This window comes from Propioniciclava sp., from assembly GCF_036744435.1.
GTDB lineage: Bacteria > Actinomycetota > Actinomycetes > Propionibacteriales > Propionibacteriaceae > Propioniciclava.
In genome coordinates, this window is record NZ_DAIOIA010000007.1 from 15,094 (window position 1) to 31,037 (window position 15,944).

Annotated in this window: 11 protein-coding genes and 2 pseudogenes; 6 read left to right on the top strand and 7 right to left on the bottom strand. The window is 69.2% G+C overall.

Features of this window, described 5'->3' with window-relative positions:
• Window positions 1-28 precede the first annotated feature (28 nt).
• The 7 genes and pseudogenes from V7E09_RS01800 to V7E09_RS01835 all read right to left on the bottom strand — a co-directional run bounded on the left by V7E09_RS01800 (window position 29) and on the right by V7E09_RS01835 (window position 8,308).
• Window positions 29-1,141: an aromatic amino acid lyase gene (locus V7E09_RS01800; RefSeq protein ID WP_324522944.1), complete on the bottom strand. Its 1,113-nt coding sequence runs from the start codon at window positions 1,139-1,141 to the stop codon at window positions 29-31.
• Window positions 1,132-1,896, bottom strand: a pseudogene (locus tag V7E09_RS01805) (aromatic amino acid lyase); the annotation flags it as partial. The pseudogene V7E09_RS01805 and the gene V7E09_RS01800, both read right to left, overlap by 10 nt.
• A complete protein-coding gene (locus V7E09_RS01810) occupies window positions 1,809-2,924 on the bottom strand; it encodes an S-methyl thiohydantoin desulfurase domain-containing protein (protein WP_324522945.1) in 1,116 nt (371 codons plus the stop codon). The gene V7E09_RS01810 and the pseudogene V7E09_RS01805, both read right to left, overlap by 88 nt.
• Window positions 2,925-3,052: 128 nt before the next feature.
• A pseudogene (locus tag V7E09_RS01815) lies at window positions 3,053-4,791 on the bottom strand (urocanate hydratase).
• Between the two features lie 378 nt (window positions 4,792-5,169).
• Window positions 5,170-6,036: a sugar phosphate isomerase/epimerase family protein gene (locus V7E09_RS01825; protein ID WP_324510298.1), complete on the bottom strand. Its 867-nt coding sequence runs from the start codon at window positions 6,034-6,036 to the stop codon at window positions 5,170-5,172.
• Window positions 6,033-7,193 (bottom strand): Gfo/Idh/MocA family protein, encoded by a 1,161-nt coding sequence (locus tag V7E09_RS01830; RefSeq protein WP_324510299.1) that lies wholly within the window; start codon window positions 7,191-7,193, stop codon window positions 6,033-6,035. The genes V7E09_RS01825 and V7E09_RS01830 overlap by 4 nt, the downstream gene beginning before the upstream one ends.
• Window positions 7,194-7,264: 71 nt before the next feature.
• Entirely contained in the window at window positions 7,265-8,308 is a 1,044-nt protein-coding gene (locus V7E09_RS01835) for a LacI family DNA-binding transcriptional regulator (RefSeq protein ID WP_324510300.1), read from the bottom strand.
• 333 nt (window positions 8,309-8,641) lie between these two features.
• On the opposite strand from V7E09_RS01835, the gene V7E09_RS01840 reads away from it, so the two are divergent.
• The 6 genes from V7E09_RS01840 to V7E09_RS01865 all read left to right on the top strand — a co-directional run bounded on the left by V7E09_RS01840 (window position 8,642) and on the right by V7E09_RS01865 (window position 15,755).
• The gene (locus V7E09_RS01840) at window positions 8,642-9,928 is read left to right on the top strand and encodes an ABC transporter substrate-binding protein (RefSeq protein ID WP_324510301.1); all 1,287 of its coding nucleotides are present in this window, start codon (window positions 8,642-8,644) and stop codon (window positions 9,926-9,928) included.
• 94 nt (window positions 9,929-10,022) lie between these two features.
• Complete coding sequence (locus V7E09_RS01845; protein ID WP_324510302.1) at window positions 10,023-10,946, top strand: carbohydrate ABC transporter permease; 924 nt, start codon at window positions 10,023-10,025, stop codon at window positions 10,944-10,946.
• A gap of 136 nt (window positions 10,947-11,082) precedes the next feature.
• A complete protein-coding gene (locus V7E09_RS01850; RefSeq protein WP_442956819.1) occupies window positions 11,083-11,874 on the top strand; it encodes a carbohydrate ABC transporter permease in 792 nt (263 codons plus the stop codon).
• Window positions 11,875-11,911: 37 nt separating this feature from the next.
• Entirely contained in the window at window positions 11,912-13,234 is a 1,323-nt protein-coding gene (locus tag V7E09_RS01855) for a Gfo/Idh/MocA family protein (protein WP_324510304.1), read from the top strand.
• Complete coding sequence (locus V7E09_RS01860) at window positions 13,231-14,340, top strand: dienelactone hydrolase family protein (RefSeq protein WP_324522948.1); 1,110 nt, start codon at window positions 13,231-13,233, stop codon at window positions 14,338-14,340. The genes V7E09_RS01855 and V7E09_RS01860 overlap by 4 nt, the downstream gene beginning before the upstream one ends.
• Window positions 14,337-15,755 carry a tagaturonate epimerase family protein gene (locus V7E09_RS01865; RefSeq protein ID WP_324510306.1) on the top strand — a complete coding sequence of 473 codons (1,419 nt, stop codon included), beginning with the start codon at window positions 14,337-14,339 and terminating at the stop codon, window positions 15,753-15,755. Before V7E09_RS01860 ends, V7E09_RS01865 begins: the two co-directional genes overlap by 4 nt.
• The last annotated feature ends 189 nt before the right edge of the window (window positions 15,756-15,944 follow it).

Genomic DNA, 15,944 nt, shown 5'->3' on the forward strand with positions numbered 1-15,944 from the left:
GCCAGGCCACCACCGGTCCCGGGGCGGGTCAGTGGAGTTGATCGTGACGGGCGACGTCGCGGTCGAACCACGACACCGGCGGGGGCGTCACCGGTGCGCGCATCTCCGCGAGATCGTCGCCGCGCTGCTCCCGGCGCAGAGCCTCCACCACCCAGTCGACAACCTCGGCCGTGGTCTGGGAACGTCGGGTGACATCGACGATCGCCTGCCGAAGCCGCTGCACCGGGCCCGCCAGCCGGCACGGGCGGGTGCGCGTTTGCACGGCGATGACGGTGACCGCCAGCAGGGCTTCGACGGCGAACAGTCGCTCCACATGATCCAGCGCGACCTCCGTCAACCGGATCGACGGGTACGCCAGGGACGCATGGTCCTCGATGCCGTCGCCGACCGTGGTGCCGCTCAACGAGATCGGCGTCGCCGAGTGCTTCACCTGCGCCACCAGGGCGGACGCCGTCTGCGCGAGAATCAGGGGCGTCACGTACCCGGTTGCGGAGGTGACGTGTTGCACCTGCCCGACCAGCGGGACCCCTTGGCGCAACTGCCGGACCAGGATCGCGACCCGGCGCTCGGCCAACTGGGCCACGTGCGCCAACCCGATACGCAACGCGTCGAAGGCCACGGCGATGCCCGTGATCGAGAAGTTCCCGTTCGAGATGAACGCCCCCGTGTCCACGTCGAGGAAGGGATTGTCGGGGGCGCAGCTCAGCTCCACGTCAAGCAGCCGTTCCAGATCGTCGAGTTGGTCCAGGAGCGCGCCATGCACCTGCGGAACCGTGCGCACGGAGATCGGGTCCTGCAGCGAAGCGGTCGGCCGGACGCCTTGCGCGAGGTCACCGTCGGCCAGAACTTCACGGATGCGCCGACCGCTCACCTGCTGCCCCGGATGCGGCCGGGCGGCCAGCACCGTGGCTCCCAGGGGGCTCAGGTTCGCGCCGATCGCCTCCAGGGTGAGCGCCGCCACCAGGTCGGCCCGCGCCGCGACCAGCGCGGTGCGGCGGTGGGCCAGCGACGCGCTCGCGACCGACAGCGCGTTCGAACCCACCAGGGCGAGGGCGTCCTTGGCCTCCAGGACGAGCGGGGGCAGTCCCGCCGCCGCGAGGGAGGTAGCCCCCGGGGCGATCTCGTCCGTCCGGGCAGCCACGCCTCGCCGGCACCGATGAGGACCTGCCCGATCGCGGCGAGCTGAGACAGGTCGGCCGCACCCACCGACCCCTGGTCGGGGATGACGGGAATCACGTCACGCAGCAGCAGTTCCAGCAGCCCCTCGAAGAGGGCGGGGGAGGCGCCCGAGGCGCCCGCGGCCAGCGTGTTCAGGCGGGTCAGCAGGGCGGCGCGACTCTCGATGCGCGACAGCGGCTTGCCGATGGCGGCCGCGTGGCTGAGGATCACGTAACGCTGGAAGTCGCCCATCAGCTCGGCGGGGATCTCGTGGTCGCGCAGTGGCCCCAGCCCCCGGTTGACCCCGTAGGCGGGGACGCCGGACAGCACGGTGGCGTCCACGACAGCCCGGGCGGCGTCGAGCCGAGCCAGGATCCGCGTCCGGTCGACGCGCACCGACGCGTGACCGATGGCGACATCGGCGACGTCGGTGGTGGTCAGCGCCCCGCCGATCTCGACGACGCGCGGGCGGCCGCTCATGACGCCGCGGGTCGTGGGGCAGCGGAGCGCGGACGCACCGGGAGCCGAGGTGGTCGCCCGGGGGGCGGGGAAGAGCCGGGTAGCGGCGTCGGCGGCGCCCTCGGTGTCGAGGTCGGGGGCTGCCATGCTGCCCGGGGAGGGGACCGCTCGCACGTCAGGGAGGGTGTCGCTCATGGGGCGGGGGTGTAGCGGGCGGTGCCTGGGCGCAGGGCGGGATTGAGATGGGTGAGGAAGTCGATCCCCATGATCGCTTCGCATTCCGCGAGGCCGGCGCGGTCGATGCTGGAACCGGACACGGGCAGCCGGCCGGCGGGGGAGACCAGCAGTGCGACGTCCTGGCCGCCCCGGGCGGCGTCCTTGACGGCCAGTCCCTCGCCGGTCGCCTTGTCGAGGATGACGATGGTGTCGGGGTAGGTCGCGACGCGACCGGAGGCGTGCTCCACGGCCATGTATTCGTTGAGGTAGGGCACGGTGTGCTCGCCGATCCGGAAGGTGCCTCGATCCCAGCCTCCGACGGTGCGGGTGCGCTTCTCGATGCGCAACGGTCCCTCGTCGATCAGGTCGGCCTGAAGCCTGGCCTGGGCGGCGGCGACGATGGCGTCGGGGCCGTCCTCGCGGGCGGCGGCGATATCGGCCCCCAGGTCCAGGGCCAGGGAGATGGACCCGTGGGCTCCGTTCGCCTTCACCCAATCGAGTTCGACGGGGTTGCGCGCCGAGGCGATGAATCCGCCGACCCGCACCGAGATGTCGCGCAGCACGTCGTCGACCGTGTTGAGGTTGCCGCGGTTCACCGACACGAAGTGGCCGTGCAGTTCCCGGTTGCCGCCGCTGACCACCTGGATGGACGCATAGCCGGGGCGTTCCCCCAGGCCGAGGCCGCCGAGCTTCCCGGTGGGGTGAGCGCGCACATCGCCTGCGGTGTCGAGCACGGTGACGCCGAGCATCGCCGACTGGATCCATCCGTTGAGGGTCGTGGAGTAGCCGTTCTGGGCGGTCATCACCGCGCCGATGGGCACGTCGGCGGCGCGGATGAGCTCCTGCAGCGCATGGACGTAGTCGGCGGGCCGGATCTCCCAGTTTTTCGCTGCGGGCGCTCCGATAGCCGTGACGGTCGCCACCCATGTATCGGCGGGCACCTCGTCGACCGAGGCGAGCACCGGCCGCTCCAACGCGGTGGCCAGGTTCCCCATGAGTTCCCCGTGATGCTTCCAGCCGCCCCCGCCGCAGGCGAGCAGACCGCCTCCCAGCACGGCGTGGCGGGCATCGATGGGGGTCAGTTCTTTCATGGTGTGCTCCTGGGTTGTGGGACGGATGGGTGGTTGTGCCAGGGGTGTCGGCGATAGCGTCTCGGGACCGGAGGGCCCCGGTTCCCTTGGCTCTCGCGCACGCGACCGGTGCGCGAGGTGCGACCGGTTCAGCGAGGTGGGAGGTGGCCCCGGGTGCCCAGCCACGTGAGCGGCGCCGCCCCGGTCTCCCCGCCGGAGGCGATGCTGGCGGCGGCCTCGTCGTAGCCGGCGCTCGCGTGACGCAGGACGCCGAGGCCGGTGTCGGCGTCCAGGCTGCGGCGCAGCCGCGCGGCCGTCTCCGGGCGTCCATCGGCGACGATGGAGACACCCGCGGACTGCATCCAGCCCGCATAGCCACCGCCCCCGGAGTGGATCGCGACCAGGTCGGCGCCGGTGGCCGCCAGCGCCATCGCGTCCAGCAGGGGGAAGTCGGTGACGCCGTCGGAGCCGTCGCGCATCCCCTCGGTGCCGATCCGCGGATGGGTCATCGAGGCCGAGTCGAGATGGTCGCGGCTGAACAGCACCGGCGCCTCCAGCGTCCCGTCGGCGACCAGATCGTTGGCGGCGACCGCGAACGCGGACCGCTCGCCGTGACCCAGCCAGCACGAGCGCGCGGGCAGCCCCTGGGCGGGGATCTGGGTGCGGGCCAGCTCGATCCAGCGCGCGACCTCGGGGCGGCGCTGCCCGAACAGGCGAATCGCCAGGTCGTCCAGGGCGCGCTGGTCGGCGTCCGAACCGGACAGGCACACCCAGCGGAACGGTCCGATGCCGCGGGCGAACAACGGCCGCAGGTACGCCTCCATGAACCCGGGGATGCGGTTCACCTCGCCGGCGGCGTCCTCGCCGAGGTGCTCCAACGCCTGGACGCGCAGGTTGTTGCCGTTCTCGAACACCACCGAGCCCCGCTCGGCGAACGTCAGCATCGCCGTCACCTGAGCGGCGATGGAGGCCCGCGCGTCGCGTTCGAGCCGCTCGGGATCCTCGGCTTGTGCGCTGCGCCACTGCGTCAGCGAGTAGCCGGAGGGGACGTAGCCATAGCGGGCGTCGTGGGCGGCGGTCTGGTCGGTGACGATGTCGGGGACCACCCCGCGGGCGGCGAGGGCGGGGTAGACGTCGGCGGCGTTGGCGATCAGCCCGACCGCCACCACCGTGCGCGCCTGGCGGGCGTGGGAGAGGGCCTCGAGCGCCACCTCGACGTCGGTCGTGACCAGGTCGAGCGCGCCGGTGTCGGCGAGCCGGGAAGCCTTGGCCGGGTCCACCTCGACGGTCAACGAGCTGAGGCCGATCATCGCCGCGCTGATGGGCTGGGAGGAGCCCATGCCGCCCATGCCCGAGGTGAGCACCCAGCGTCCTGCCAGGGCGTCCGCCTCGCGCCCGGGCGCCGCGTCGAAGCTGCGCCGGGCGATGGTGCCGAACAGTTCATAGGTGCCCTGCAGGACGCCCTGGCGTCCGATGTACTGCCAGGCACCCGCCGTCAGCCCGCCCCACATGGTCTGTCCCGCAGCGGCCCGCTCATAGAAGCGTTCGGCGGTCGCCCAGCGGCCAACCGTGTTGTTGACCGCCGACAACACTAGGGGGCGGACTCCCCGGTCTCCAGCACCCCGACCGCGGCGCCCGAGGCCAGCACGAGCGTCTGCTCCTCCTGCAGGGTCAGCAGCGCCCGGGCGATGGCGTGCGCCTCGTCCCAGTCGCGAGCAGCCTTGCCCAGGGAGCCGTAGACGATGAGCTCGTCGGGGTTCTCGCCCACCTCCAGCACGTTCTCGAACATGCGCAGGAGACCCTCGGCGTGCCAGTTCCGCGCCCGCAGGACAGGGCCGCGCTGGGCTCGATAGGGGGATCCGGGTCCGTCCAGAATGCTGCTGCTCATAGGTTCTCCTCCAAGGTGGGGTGGTGCCGCGCGTCGTCGCGGGGTCGGCGGTGGTGGTGGCGCGCCGCCGGACGCCGAGGACGGCGTCGACGTGGATGTAGGGTCCGGCGGGTCGCGTCAGCGACAGCGGCGGGTGCGCGCGGACGCCGTGCAACAGCTCTCGACCCGCACGGCGGGGGTCGAGGCGGCGGCGTTCACGCGGGTGAGCATGGGCGAACTGTACCCGGCCTGGGTGGGTGGTCTGTTCCCGGGAGTGCTCGCCCCGCGCCCGGGGCCCGCAGCCCACGCGGCACGACGCCCGCTCCTCGGAAGATTCCGATAAGCGGGCGTCAGTGTGCCGAGGCTGGGAGTCCCGAGCAGGAGAGCCGAGACGGTGGGCTACAGGAACGGGGCGACCAGGCGGTCGTAACGCTCCTTCATGGTGGCGAGGGTCTGCTCGCCCGGGGTGGCCCAGATGGCCTCGTTGAAGATCTCCACCTCGATGTCACCGTCGTAGCCGGTTGTGGCGACCCAGCCGGTGATGGTCGGGAAGTCGATGTAGCCGTCCCCGACATGGCCACGCGACAACAAGGCGTCGGCGGCCAGGGGGAGCGTCCAGTCGCAGATCTGATAGGACGCGATGCGTCCCTCGCGCCCGGCTCGGGCGATCATGTCGGCCAACTGGGGATCCCACCACACGTGGTAGGTGTCCACCACGACGCCCACCTCGTGGGGCGCGAACCCTGCGGCCACGTCGAGGCATTGCCCCAGTGTGGAGAGCACCGCCCGGTCGGCGGCGAAGATCGGGTGCAGCGGCTCCAGCACGAGCCGGACGTCGTGCTCGCGGGCGTAGCCCACCAGTTCGCCGATCCGCTCGCTGACGCGCCGGCGGGCAGCGACGATGTCCTTGTCGCCGTGGGGAAGCGCCGGAGCCGACGGCCCCGGGCAGGCGGGCAGCCCGCCGACCACCATGATGAGTTCGTGGGTCCCCAGCGTTTGCGCTTCGCGGATCGCCGCGCGGTTGTCCTCCAGGGCCGCGGCGATGCCCGCCTGATCCGCGGCGGACAGGAACCCGCCCCGGCACAGCGAACTGACCCGCAGCCCGGCGTCGCGGACGATCCGGGCGGCGTTCTCCAGCCCGGCTTCGGCGACGCGGTCGCGCCACAGGCCGACGGCCTCCAGGCCCGCGTCCCGGGCGCCCGTGACGGCCTGCTCCAGCGTCCAGTGCTTCGTCGTCGCCGTGTTGAGCGAGAGCCGGTAGGTCATGCCTGCAGCGCTTCCATCTCGATCCGGCGACCCTCGGCCGAGGACGTCAGGCCATTCTCGGCCAACTGGACGCCGCGGGCGGCCGAGAGCAGGTCGTAGCGGTGCGGGCGCCCGGTGACGACATCGCTGAGGAACTCCTCCCACTGGGCGCGGAAGCCGTTGGCCAGATCGGCATTGGCGGGAACCTCCAGCCACTGGTCCCGGAAGTGCTCGGTGGTGGGCAGGTCAGGATTCCAGACCGGCTTGGGGGTGTGGGCGCGCTGCTGGGCCACGCAGTTGAACAGGCCGGCGACCGCCGAGCCATGGGTGCCGTCGATCTGGAACTCGACCAGCTCATCGCGGTGGACGCGGACCGCCCACGAGCTGTTGATCTGCGCGATCACGGGGTCGCCGCCGGGGGTGCGGAGCTCGAAGATGCCGTAGGCGGCGTCGTCGGCGGTGGCCTCGTAGGGCTGGCCCTGCTCGTCCCAGCGGGTGGGGATGTGGGTGACGGCCTTGGCGGTCACGGCCTCGACTTTGCCGATGATGCCTTCCATCACGTAGTTCCAGTGGCAGAACATGTCGACGGTCATGCCGCCGCCGTCCTGTTTGCGGTAGTTCCAGCTGGGTCGCTGGGCGGGCTGGTGGTCGCCCTCGAACACCCAGTAGCCGAACTCGCCGCGCAGGGACAGGATGCGCCCGAAGAACCCTTCCTCAACCAGGCGGCGGAGCTTCACGAGTCCGGGCAGGTAGAGCTTGTCGTGGACGACGCCCGCGTTCACACCGGCGGCGGCCCGGACGCGCTCGAGTTCGACGGCCTCCTCCAACGTCTCCGCGGTGGGCTTCTCGGTGAAGATGTGCTTGCCGGCCTCCATGGCCTTGGTGAGTGCCGCCTTGCGCTGCGAGGTCACCTGGGCGTCGAAGTAGATGTCGACGGTCGGGTCGGCCAGGACGGACTCCAGATCGGTCTCCCAGCGTTCGATGCCGTGCTTGGCCGCGAGCGCGGCGATGGCGTCGGGGCGGCGTCCGATGAGGATGGGCTCGACCTCGATCCGGGTGCCGTCGGCCAGTTCGAGGCCCTCGTCTCGCAGCGGCAGGATCGACCGCAGGAGGTGCTGGCGGTAGCCCATGCGTCCGGTGACGCCGTTCATCGCGATGGTGAGCTTCGTGGTACCCATGCCGGGCTCCTCCTCCGTTGGAATGCGCTTTCCCAGAGGCTAGCACGGGGACCGGTTCGCAGGGGAGTGCGTCAGCCCCGGTTCCGTCGCGGGGTCGAGTCGCGCATGACCGGGACGGCGTCCACCACGACCGAGCCGGTCCCGTCGCCCGGGCCATGGAGGGCCAGATCAAGCCCCAAGCGGGCAAGCTGCCCGGTGGGGACGCGCACCGTCGTCAGCCCGGGTGTCACGTCGATCAGGGTGGACACGTCGCCGAAACCGGTGAGGCCGACGTCTCGTGGGATGCGGATGCCGGACCGGCTCGCCTCGCGCCGGGCGCCCAGGGCCATGACGTCGCTGGTCGCCACGACCACGTCGTAGTCGAGCCGCGCCTCGATGGCCAGCCGCATCCCGATGGTGCCGCCGGTGCGGGTGAAGTCCGAACTGATCCGGTGCGTGGGCGGGAGCGGGTGACCCAGGTCGGCCATCCGGGACGCGAACCCGGCCGCGCGCGCGGCGGCGGTCGAGTGGCGCTCGGGGCCGGTGAGCAGTAGCGGGTGGCGGTATCCCAGGTCGACGAGGTTCTGGGCGAGCGCGCTCGCGCCGGCCTCGTTGGCGACCTGCACGCAGTCGACGCCGGGAAAGTCCATGCCGAGGGCGACCACGCGGCCGCCTCGCCCGACGTATTGCTCGATGGAGGTGCGGAGCGCCCGCTGCAGGTCGGGATCCTTCCAGCGGGCGCCGACCAGGATGATCGCCCGCACCCGCATGGAGTCCAGTGAGGTGATCACGTCCCCCAGGGCCTCGATGCGGTTCCCGGTGGTGGCGAGGGTGAGGAAGAGCTTGTGCTCGGTGGCCGCGGTGGCGATCTTGTCGGCGATCTCGGCGAAGTAGGGGTCGGTCAGGTCGTGGACCACGACGCCGATCGTCCGGGTCGCCCCACGGGCCATGGCTTGCGCGTTGGCGTTGGGGGCGTACCCCAGGAGTTGGGCTGATTCGATGACGCGACGGCGCAGTTCCTCACCCACGGTGCGCGTCTCGGAGCCGTTGATGGCGCGCGAGGCGGTGGCCAAGGAGACGCCCGCGTGACGGGCTACGTCGCTCAGCGTGGGGGCGCTTCGGGTGGCGCGGACCATGGGGCCTCCTGTCGGCGGGCCGGACGCCTGCACCCTAACGAGCCGGTGAGCGTGCGGCAATCGACGTGCCGACGAAGATCGGGAAAGCGGTTTATCAAGGGCGGTTGCCGCTTCCTGGCGGCAGGGTTGTGCGGCTGGGTCAGGGGTGGCGTCGACGGGGTGGACCCTGCGGCGAGGGGTGTGGTGTGGGTGCTTGTAGATGAAGTATGAATCGTTTTTTTCGTGGACGGATCGGCCGTGGCTTCTTGACGGTGGGCCGTGGCGGCCCTAGTGTCTCGGTAAGCGCTTCCCGGCAACGGGGTCGGTGGGGCACGAAACGAAAGAGGGCAATCAATGTCCATCACCAAGAAACTCGCCGCAGGCGTGGTGGTGCTCGGCCTGGCTCTCGCCGGTTGTGGCTCACCTCAAAGCGGAGGCACCACCAACGGCCAGGGCCAGACGGTCATCAGGTTCACCTGGTGGGGTAACGACACGCGCAACAAGCTCACCAACGACGTGATCGCCAAGTTCGAAGCCGCCAACCCGGACATCGACGTCCAGGGAGAACCGGGCGAATGGTCCGGCTACTGGGACAAGCTCGCCACCCAGGTCGCCGCCAACGACGCCCCCGACGTCATCCAGATGGACGAGAAGTACATCGCCGAGTACGGCAAGCGCGGGGCCCTCCTGGATCTTGAGAAGGTCGGAGTGACCACCGACAAGTTCATGGACGGGACGGTCGATACCGGCCGCGTCGAAGGCACCTTGTACGGGCTGAACGCGGGCATCAACGCCCCCGTGGTCGTTGCCAATCCGAAGGTGCTGGAGGCGGCTGGCGTCGCCATGCCCGACGACACGACCTGGACGTGGGACGACCTGCACCGGATCGGCAAGCAGATCTCCGAGAAGAGCGCCTCCGGCACCTACGGGACGCAGAACATGAGCTACGTCGAGCCCGCGCTGCGCGCCTACCTGCGTCAGCAGGGCAAGGACCAGTTCAACACCAGCGGCATGGGGTTCGAGCCCGCCGACCTGACGAGCTACTTCCAGTGGGGTCTCGACGTCCAGGCCGACAAGTCCGCCCCCAGCGCCTCGGAGACCTCCGAAGACATGGGCAAGGCTCTCGACCAGACGCTGGCCGCCACCAACCGCATCGGCTTCTCGGTCTACTGGTCGAACCAGATCACCGCGCTGGAGAAGGCTTCGGGCACCGAGATGAAGCTCCTGCGCCTGCCCAGCATCGAGGGATCAGCCAACAAGGCGGCCCTGTGGTACAAGGCATCCATGCTGTGGTCGGGCTCCTCGCGGACCAAGAACCCCGAGGCCGTCGCCAAGTTCATCAACTTCCTCGCCAACGATCCTGACGCGGGCACCATCATGGGCACCGAGCGTGGCGTGCCCGCCAACAAGGAGGTGCGCGGGGCGCTGGAGCCGTCCCTGAGCACGGTGGACAAGAAGGTCGTCTCCTACCTCGATTCCATCGAATCGGAACTGGGAGCAACACCTCTGGTCACGCCAGTCGGCGGTGGTAATTTCGGCGTGGTTCAGATGCGCATGGTGCAAGATCTGATCTTCGGACGCAAGTCCCCGATTGAAGCGGCAACTGGCCTCTACGACGAGGTCAAGAGCCAGCTCAAGTGAACTCAAGGCCACGGGTGGGCGGGCGTCGACCGTCCACCCGCGGTCCCCGCCTACGCCCGTACCGTTCGAGCCGCACATCGCGGGAGGAGAAGCCATGAGTGCTCTCAGCGAACTCGGCAAGCTCAGAGGTCGGGGCAAGGAAGAGACACCGGACAACGTCGCCGGGTATCTCTTCCTTCTGCCCTGGCTGATCGGCCTGGTGCTCATCACCATCGGCCCGATGCTTGCCTCCCTCTACCTTTCATTCACCGACTACAGCCTGCTCGCACCCCCCGAATGGATCGGGCTGGAGAACTACCAGCGGATGCTCGGCGATGCCCGACTCCTGAACTCGTTGCGGGTGACCTTCACCTACGTGTTCGTCTCCACGCCGTTGCAGCTGGCGCTGGCACTGGGCATCGCCGTCCTGCTGAACCAGGGCATGCGCGGCCTCCCGTTCTACCGGTCGGTCTTCTACCTGCCCTCGCTGATGGGCTCCTCGGTCGCCATCGCCATCTTGTGGCGTCAGATCTTCGGCACCTCGGGCCTGGTGAACCAGGTGCTGATGGGGCTCGGATTCACCGACCTGCCCGGCTGGATCTCCGACCCGGACACCGCGCTGGGGACCATCATCCTGCTGCACATCTGGACATTCGGCTCCCCGATGATCATCTTCCTCGCAGGCCTGAGGCAGATTCCCACCATGTACTACGAAGCGGCCGCCGTGGACGGTGCGTCAAAGTGGACACAGTTCTGGCGCATCACCATGCCGCTGCTGAGCCCCATCATCTTCTTCAACCTGGTGCTCCAGATCATCGGCGCGTTCCAATCCTTCACCCAGGCGTTCATCGTCTCCGGTGGAACAGGAGGCCCGTCCGACTCGACGATGTTCTACACGCTGTACCTGTATCAGAAGGGCTTTGCCAACTTCGACATGGGTTACGCGTCCGCCATGGCGTGGCTGCTGCTGATCATCATCGGCGTCTTCACCGCCCTGAACTTCTTCGTCTCCAAGTATTGGGTGTTCTACGATGACTGATCAGCACACCGACAGCACCCGCGCTGTCGTCGACAACGACGTCAGCCTCGACACCGGGGGCGCCGGCGACCTTCACGTGGTGAAGCGTCGGGGGCGCACCGGCTCGACCATCAGATCGATCATCAAGCACATCCTGATGGTCGCCGCCGCACTCCTCATGATCTACCCGCTGTTGTGGATGCTGGTCAGCTCGTTCCGGCCCACCGACGAGATCTTCCGCGACTCGGGCCTGCTCCTGACCGGACTGCACGTCGAGAACTACACCGAGGGCTGGAACGCCCTGCAGTACCCGTTCAGCCGCTACCTGATCAACTCGGTGATCCTCGTGCTGGGGTGCATCCTCGGCAACGTCATCTCCTGCTCGCTGGCCGCCTACGCATTCGCGCGCTTGAAGTTCAAGTTCAAGAACATCTTCTTCGCCATCATGCTGTTGACGATCATGCTGCCGATGCACGTCATCATCGTTCCGCAATACATCATGTTCTCCCAGTTCGGCTGGGTGAACACGTTCCTGCCGCTCATCCTGCCCAAGCTGCTGGCCACCGACGCCTTCTTCGTGTTCCTCATGGTCCAGTTCATCCGCGGTCTGCCCAAGGAACTCGACGAGGCCGCCCGCATCGACGGCTGCGGACACTGGCGGATCTTCTTCAACGTGATCATGCCGCTGATGACGCCCGCCATCGCGACCACGGTGATCTTCACCTTCATCTGGACGTGGAACGACTTCTTCAGCTCGCTGATCTACCTCACCAAGCCGGACATGTTCACCGTTCCGATCGCACTGAAGTCCTTCTTGGACTCCACGGGTGGCTCCAACTGGGGCGCGATGTTCGCCATGAGCATCGTGTCGCTCATCCCGGTGTTCCTGGTCTTCCTGTTCGGCCAGCGCTTCCTCATCCGCGGTATCGCCACGACCGGCATCAAGTAATCCACCAGGCTCACGACCGAAGGAGATTCCGATTCCCATGCAGCGCTACGGCCTCATCGGAGCGGGGCACCGCGCCCAGATGTACACCGACGCGATCGGGGGTGCCCACAGCGACGTCGCCACCTTGGTGTCCATCGCCGACAGCAACCCCGGCCGCGCCGGCTACCACCGCGATCGGATGGTGAGCGAGTACGGCTACGCGCCGGACGCCATCACCCTCTACGGACCGGACCAGATCGAGGCGATGATCGCCGATCAGCGGCTCGACCGGGTCATCATCACCAGTCCCGACTACACCCATGCGGGCATGATCACCCGCGCGTTGCGCGCCGGTGTCGACGTGGTGGTGGAGAAGCCGCTCACCATCGACGCGCCCTCGGCACAGTCCATCGTGGCGGCGGTGAAGGAGACGGGACACCAGGTGGTCGTCACCTTTAACTACCGCTACAGCCCGCGCAACTCCGCTCTGAAGGAGCTCATCGCCTCGGGACGGATCGGCACGCCGCTCTCGATGACCTTCGAGTGGGTGCTCGACACGGCCCACGGAGCGGACTACTTCCGGCGCTGGCATCGGGACAAGGCGAACTCGGGCGGCCTGCTGATCCACAAGGCGAGCCATCACTTCGACCTGATCAACTGGTGGCTGGCGGATGTACCGAAGCGGGTCTTCGCGTCCGGCGGGGTGAAGTTCTACGGTTCCGCTGCCGCGGACTCCCGCGGGCTGCCACCGCGTCCCCCGCGGGGAACCCACGACGGCGAGCACGGCCCGTTCGAACTGGACCTGCGCGACGACCCGCGGCTCAAGGCCCTCTACCTCGACAACGAGCAGTACGACGGCTACCACCGCGACCAGGACGTGTTCGCCCCCGGTGTCACCACCGAGGACAACCTGGCCGTGATCGTCGAGTACCAAGGGGGCCCGACCCTCTCCTACGCCCTCAACGCACACAGCCCGTGGGAGGGCTACCGCGTGGCGGTGAACGGCACGCTCGGACGCGCCGAACTCGAGGTCATTGAGCGGGCCAGGATCAGCGTCGACGCCGACGGCAAGGTCATCGTCGACCCCTCCGCGATGGCCGACGCGGTCGGCGTGCGGGACAAGGGCGAACGGCTCACGGTGCAGAAGCACTTCGAAGCAGCCGAGGACGTGCCGATTCCCGAAGGCGTTGGCGGGCACGGCGGCGGAGACGCACTCCTGCTGTCCGATGTCTTCAACGGTCCGCAGGAGGACCCGTTGGGGCGTCCCTCGGACTATGTCGACGGCCTGCGGGCGATCTCGGTGGGCATCTGCGGAAACGTGTCCCTGGCCAGCGGCCGGGCCGTCACGCCGATCGAGCTCGGCCTCAACCTGGCTCGATGACCACCACCGGGGGGTTCGGCGGCTACGCGGACTGGGCGGACTACCTCGCCCGGCGTCCGCGGATCCCCGGACCCTTCGGTGAGCTGTTCGGCGTCCCGCAGCCCGGTATCGCGCAGCCGCACCTCGACGGGGTCTGGGGGGCTGACGGCGTCACCACGAGCCTGCTGAGTTGGGAGGCGGGCTTCGGTCCCCGTCAGCACGCCTACCTGCTGCACCCCGCGGGCGCCGACCCGGCCACGCTGCCGGGCGTGCTGGCGCTCCACTCCCACGGTGGCATCACCTGCGTGGGTGCGGCACGCATGGTGGGCACCGCGGAGGTGCCCGCGCACGTTCGCGCCTACCGGCGTGACCTGGAGGGCGACGCGTGCGTCGCCGACGACCTGGCACGCGAGGGATTCACCGTCCTGGTCCCCGACGCCTTCGGCTGGGGCAGTCGGCGCTTCGATCTCGGGGTCGACGACCCCGTCGCCTACGATGCGGCCGCGCGTGCGCACGAGCATCACGTGGCCAAGGCCTGCGCCCTGCTCGACACCAGCTGGGCGGGCATGGTCGCCCACGACGACCTGCTGGCGCTGGAGGTGCTCGCGGGACGCTGCGCTCCCGGGCCGATCGGCGTCCTGGGCTTCTCCGGGGGAGGTGGACGCGCCGCCATCCTGGCCGCCCTCGACCACCGGCTCGGCAGCATCGTCGTCATCGCCATGATGACCACGCTCGCGAGCCTGTTCCCCGATCACGTCGACCACTCCTGGCTGCTGCACACGCGGGGGCTCGCCGCCGGACCCGATCTGCCCGGGCTGCTCACCTCCCGGGGGGACGCGGCCGTGCTGGTCGGCTACGGACGCCAGGACTCCCTCTTCCCGCCGTCCGGTGTGAAGGCGGCCGACGCTCTCCTCAGACAGGCCTTCGCCCACGCATCGGGCAGCTACACCAACGTCACGGTGGAGGCGGGCCACGCGTTCACCCCCGCCCTGCAGCAGCGGGCCCGACAGCACCTGCGTGCGACCTTGGGCAACCCCGCCCGGCCCCAAGAATCGACATCCCGTGAACCCAACCACGCGATCTCCGTCGTGTGTCCCGCACCACCGATGAGAAAGGTACTGACATGAGCACCGACTACGCCGCCTCGCGCGTCTCCCACGAGGGGGCCGAGTTCTGGCTGCAACGCAACGACGACCTGAGCAAGTCGCTGGTCGTCAAGAACGCCCCCGAGTCGGTCACGGCCGCCTTCGAGGGGCGCTACGAAGGCGACCTCTTCGTCGCACCCGCGACGGGCGACAATGCTGCGGCGCTGCGGTCGGCGCTGCCGTGGCTGAAGCCCCGCCTGTGGGGCCTGGAGACCTCCGCCGGAACCGGTGACCGTCTCGGCTTGGCCACGCCGGGGCACGTGCAGGCGTTCAAAGACGTGGCGGGGGTCAACCCGGTGTTCGCTCAGCAGTCCACCCGCGAGATGGGACGCACCCACCGCACCCCGCGCAACGTCCTGGACGATGCCACCTGGGGAGCCTTCCAGGAGGGCTGGACCGCCGGGGTCGGGGCGGACGCCGACCACCAGAAGACCGAAGAGTCGCTGAGCGAATGCGCCGAGGCAGGCTTCGTGTTCTACACCGTCGACCCGGGCGATGTCATGGACATGGCGGCCCACGACGACGACGAGGCGACCGTCCGGACCAAGGCCGCCGCCCTCGACCTGAGCTCGCTGGACACCTCGCTGGACGACGTGGTGGCCCGGTACGCCGGACAGACCATCGCGTTGGAGTCCGGTCCGCTGGTGCTCGATGAGGAGGGCGTCGTCCGCGCGATCGCCAAGGCGGGCCCGGCCCTGGTCCGTGGCTTGGAGCTCATCCACCACCTCGACAGCCTGAACATCGAGCACGAACTCGAGTTCGCGATTGATGAGACCGACAAGCCGACCACCCTGGTCGAGCACGTCGTCGTGGTGAAGGAACTACAACGCAACGGCGTCGAGCTGATCAGCTTCGCCCCCCGCTGGGTGGGGCAGTTCGAGAAGGGCGTCGAGTACATCGGCGACCGTGCGGCGTTGGCGAAGAACTTCTCCGACCATGCCGAGATCGCCCGCGTGCTGGGACCGTACAAGCTGTCGCTGCACTCGGGTTCGGACAAGTTCTCGATCTACCCCTCCTTCGTGGAGGCGACCCGCGGGGTGGCCCACCTGAAGACGGCGGGCACCAGCTGGATCGAGGCGCTGCGGATCGTCGCCGCCCACGACCCGGCCCTGCTGCGGGAGATCCTGGCGCTCTCGCTGGAGAGCTTCGAGGAGAACCGGCACAGCTACCACCTGTCCTGCGACACCGCGAAGATCCCCACCGATGTGCCGGACGACCGCGTGGGCGAACTGGTGACCGCGTTCGACTCGCGCCAGGTCATGCACGTGGGCTACGGCGCCGTGCTGGACGCCTTCGGACCGCAGATCAAGGGTCTGCTCGTCGAGCACGAGGACGAGTACGCCACCTTGATGAAGGAGCACTTCCTCGCCCACCTGACCCCGTTTGGCGCTCGCTGACCCATCCGTGGGCGCCGCGTCAAGCGGCGTCGGCCCCCGATCCTCACAGGGATCGGGGGCCGACGTGTGTGCTGGGTACAGGCAGCCTGTGCCCTGGAGGCCGCGCCCCGACCATCCGAGGCGTGGCGCCGCGTCCGGAGCCATCGGGGCGCGGCGGACCTGCGTCGTGGTGGACGTGGCCCGACACGG

Coding starts and splice junctions, on each gene's coding strand:
- V7E09_RS01810 (WP_324522945.1), bottom strand. CDS start 2,924: ATGAAAGAACTGACCCCCATCGATGCCCGCCACGCCGTGCTGGGAGGC.
- V7E09_RS01825 (WP_324510298.1), bottom strand. CDS start 6,036: ATGACCTACCGGCTCTCGCTCAACACGGCGACGACGAAGCACTGGACG.
- V7E09_RS01830 (WP_324510299.1), bottom strand. CDS start 7,193: ATGGGTACCACGAAGCTCACCATCGCGATGAACGGCGTCACCGGACGC.
- V7E09_RS01835 (WP_324510300.1), bottom strand. CDS start 8,308: ATGGTCCGCGCCACCCGAAGCGCCCCCACGCTGAGCGACGTAGCCCGT.
- V7E09_RS01840 (WP_324510301.1), top strand. CDS start 8,642: ATGTCCATCACCAAGAAACTCGCCGCAGGCGTGGTGGTGCTCGGCCTG.
- V7E09_RS01845 (WP_324510302.1), top strand. CDS start 10,023: ATGAGTGCTCTCAGCGAACTCGGCAAGCTCAGAGGTCGGGGCAAGGAA.
- V7E09_RS01850 (WP_442956819.1), top strand. CDS start 11,083: ATGGTCGCCGCCGCACTCCTCATGATCTACCCGCTGTTGTGGATGCTG.
- V7E09_RS01855 (WP_324510304.1), top strand. CDS start 11,912: ATGCAGCGCTACGGCCTCATCGGAGCGGGGCACCGCGCCCAGATGTAC.
- V7E09_RS01860 (WP_324522948.1), top strand. CDS start 13,231: ATGACCACCACCGGGGGGTTCGGCGGCTACGCGGACTGGGCGGACTAC.
- V7E09_RS01865 (WP_324510306.1), top strand. CDS start 14,337: ATGAGCACCGACTACGCCGCCTCGCGCGTCTCCCACGAGGGGGCCGAG.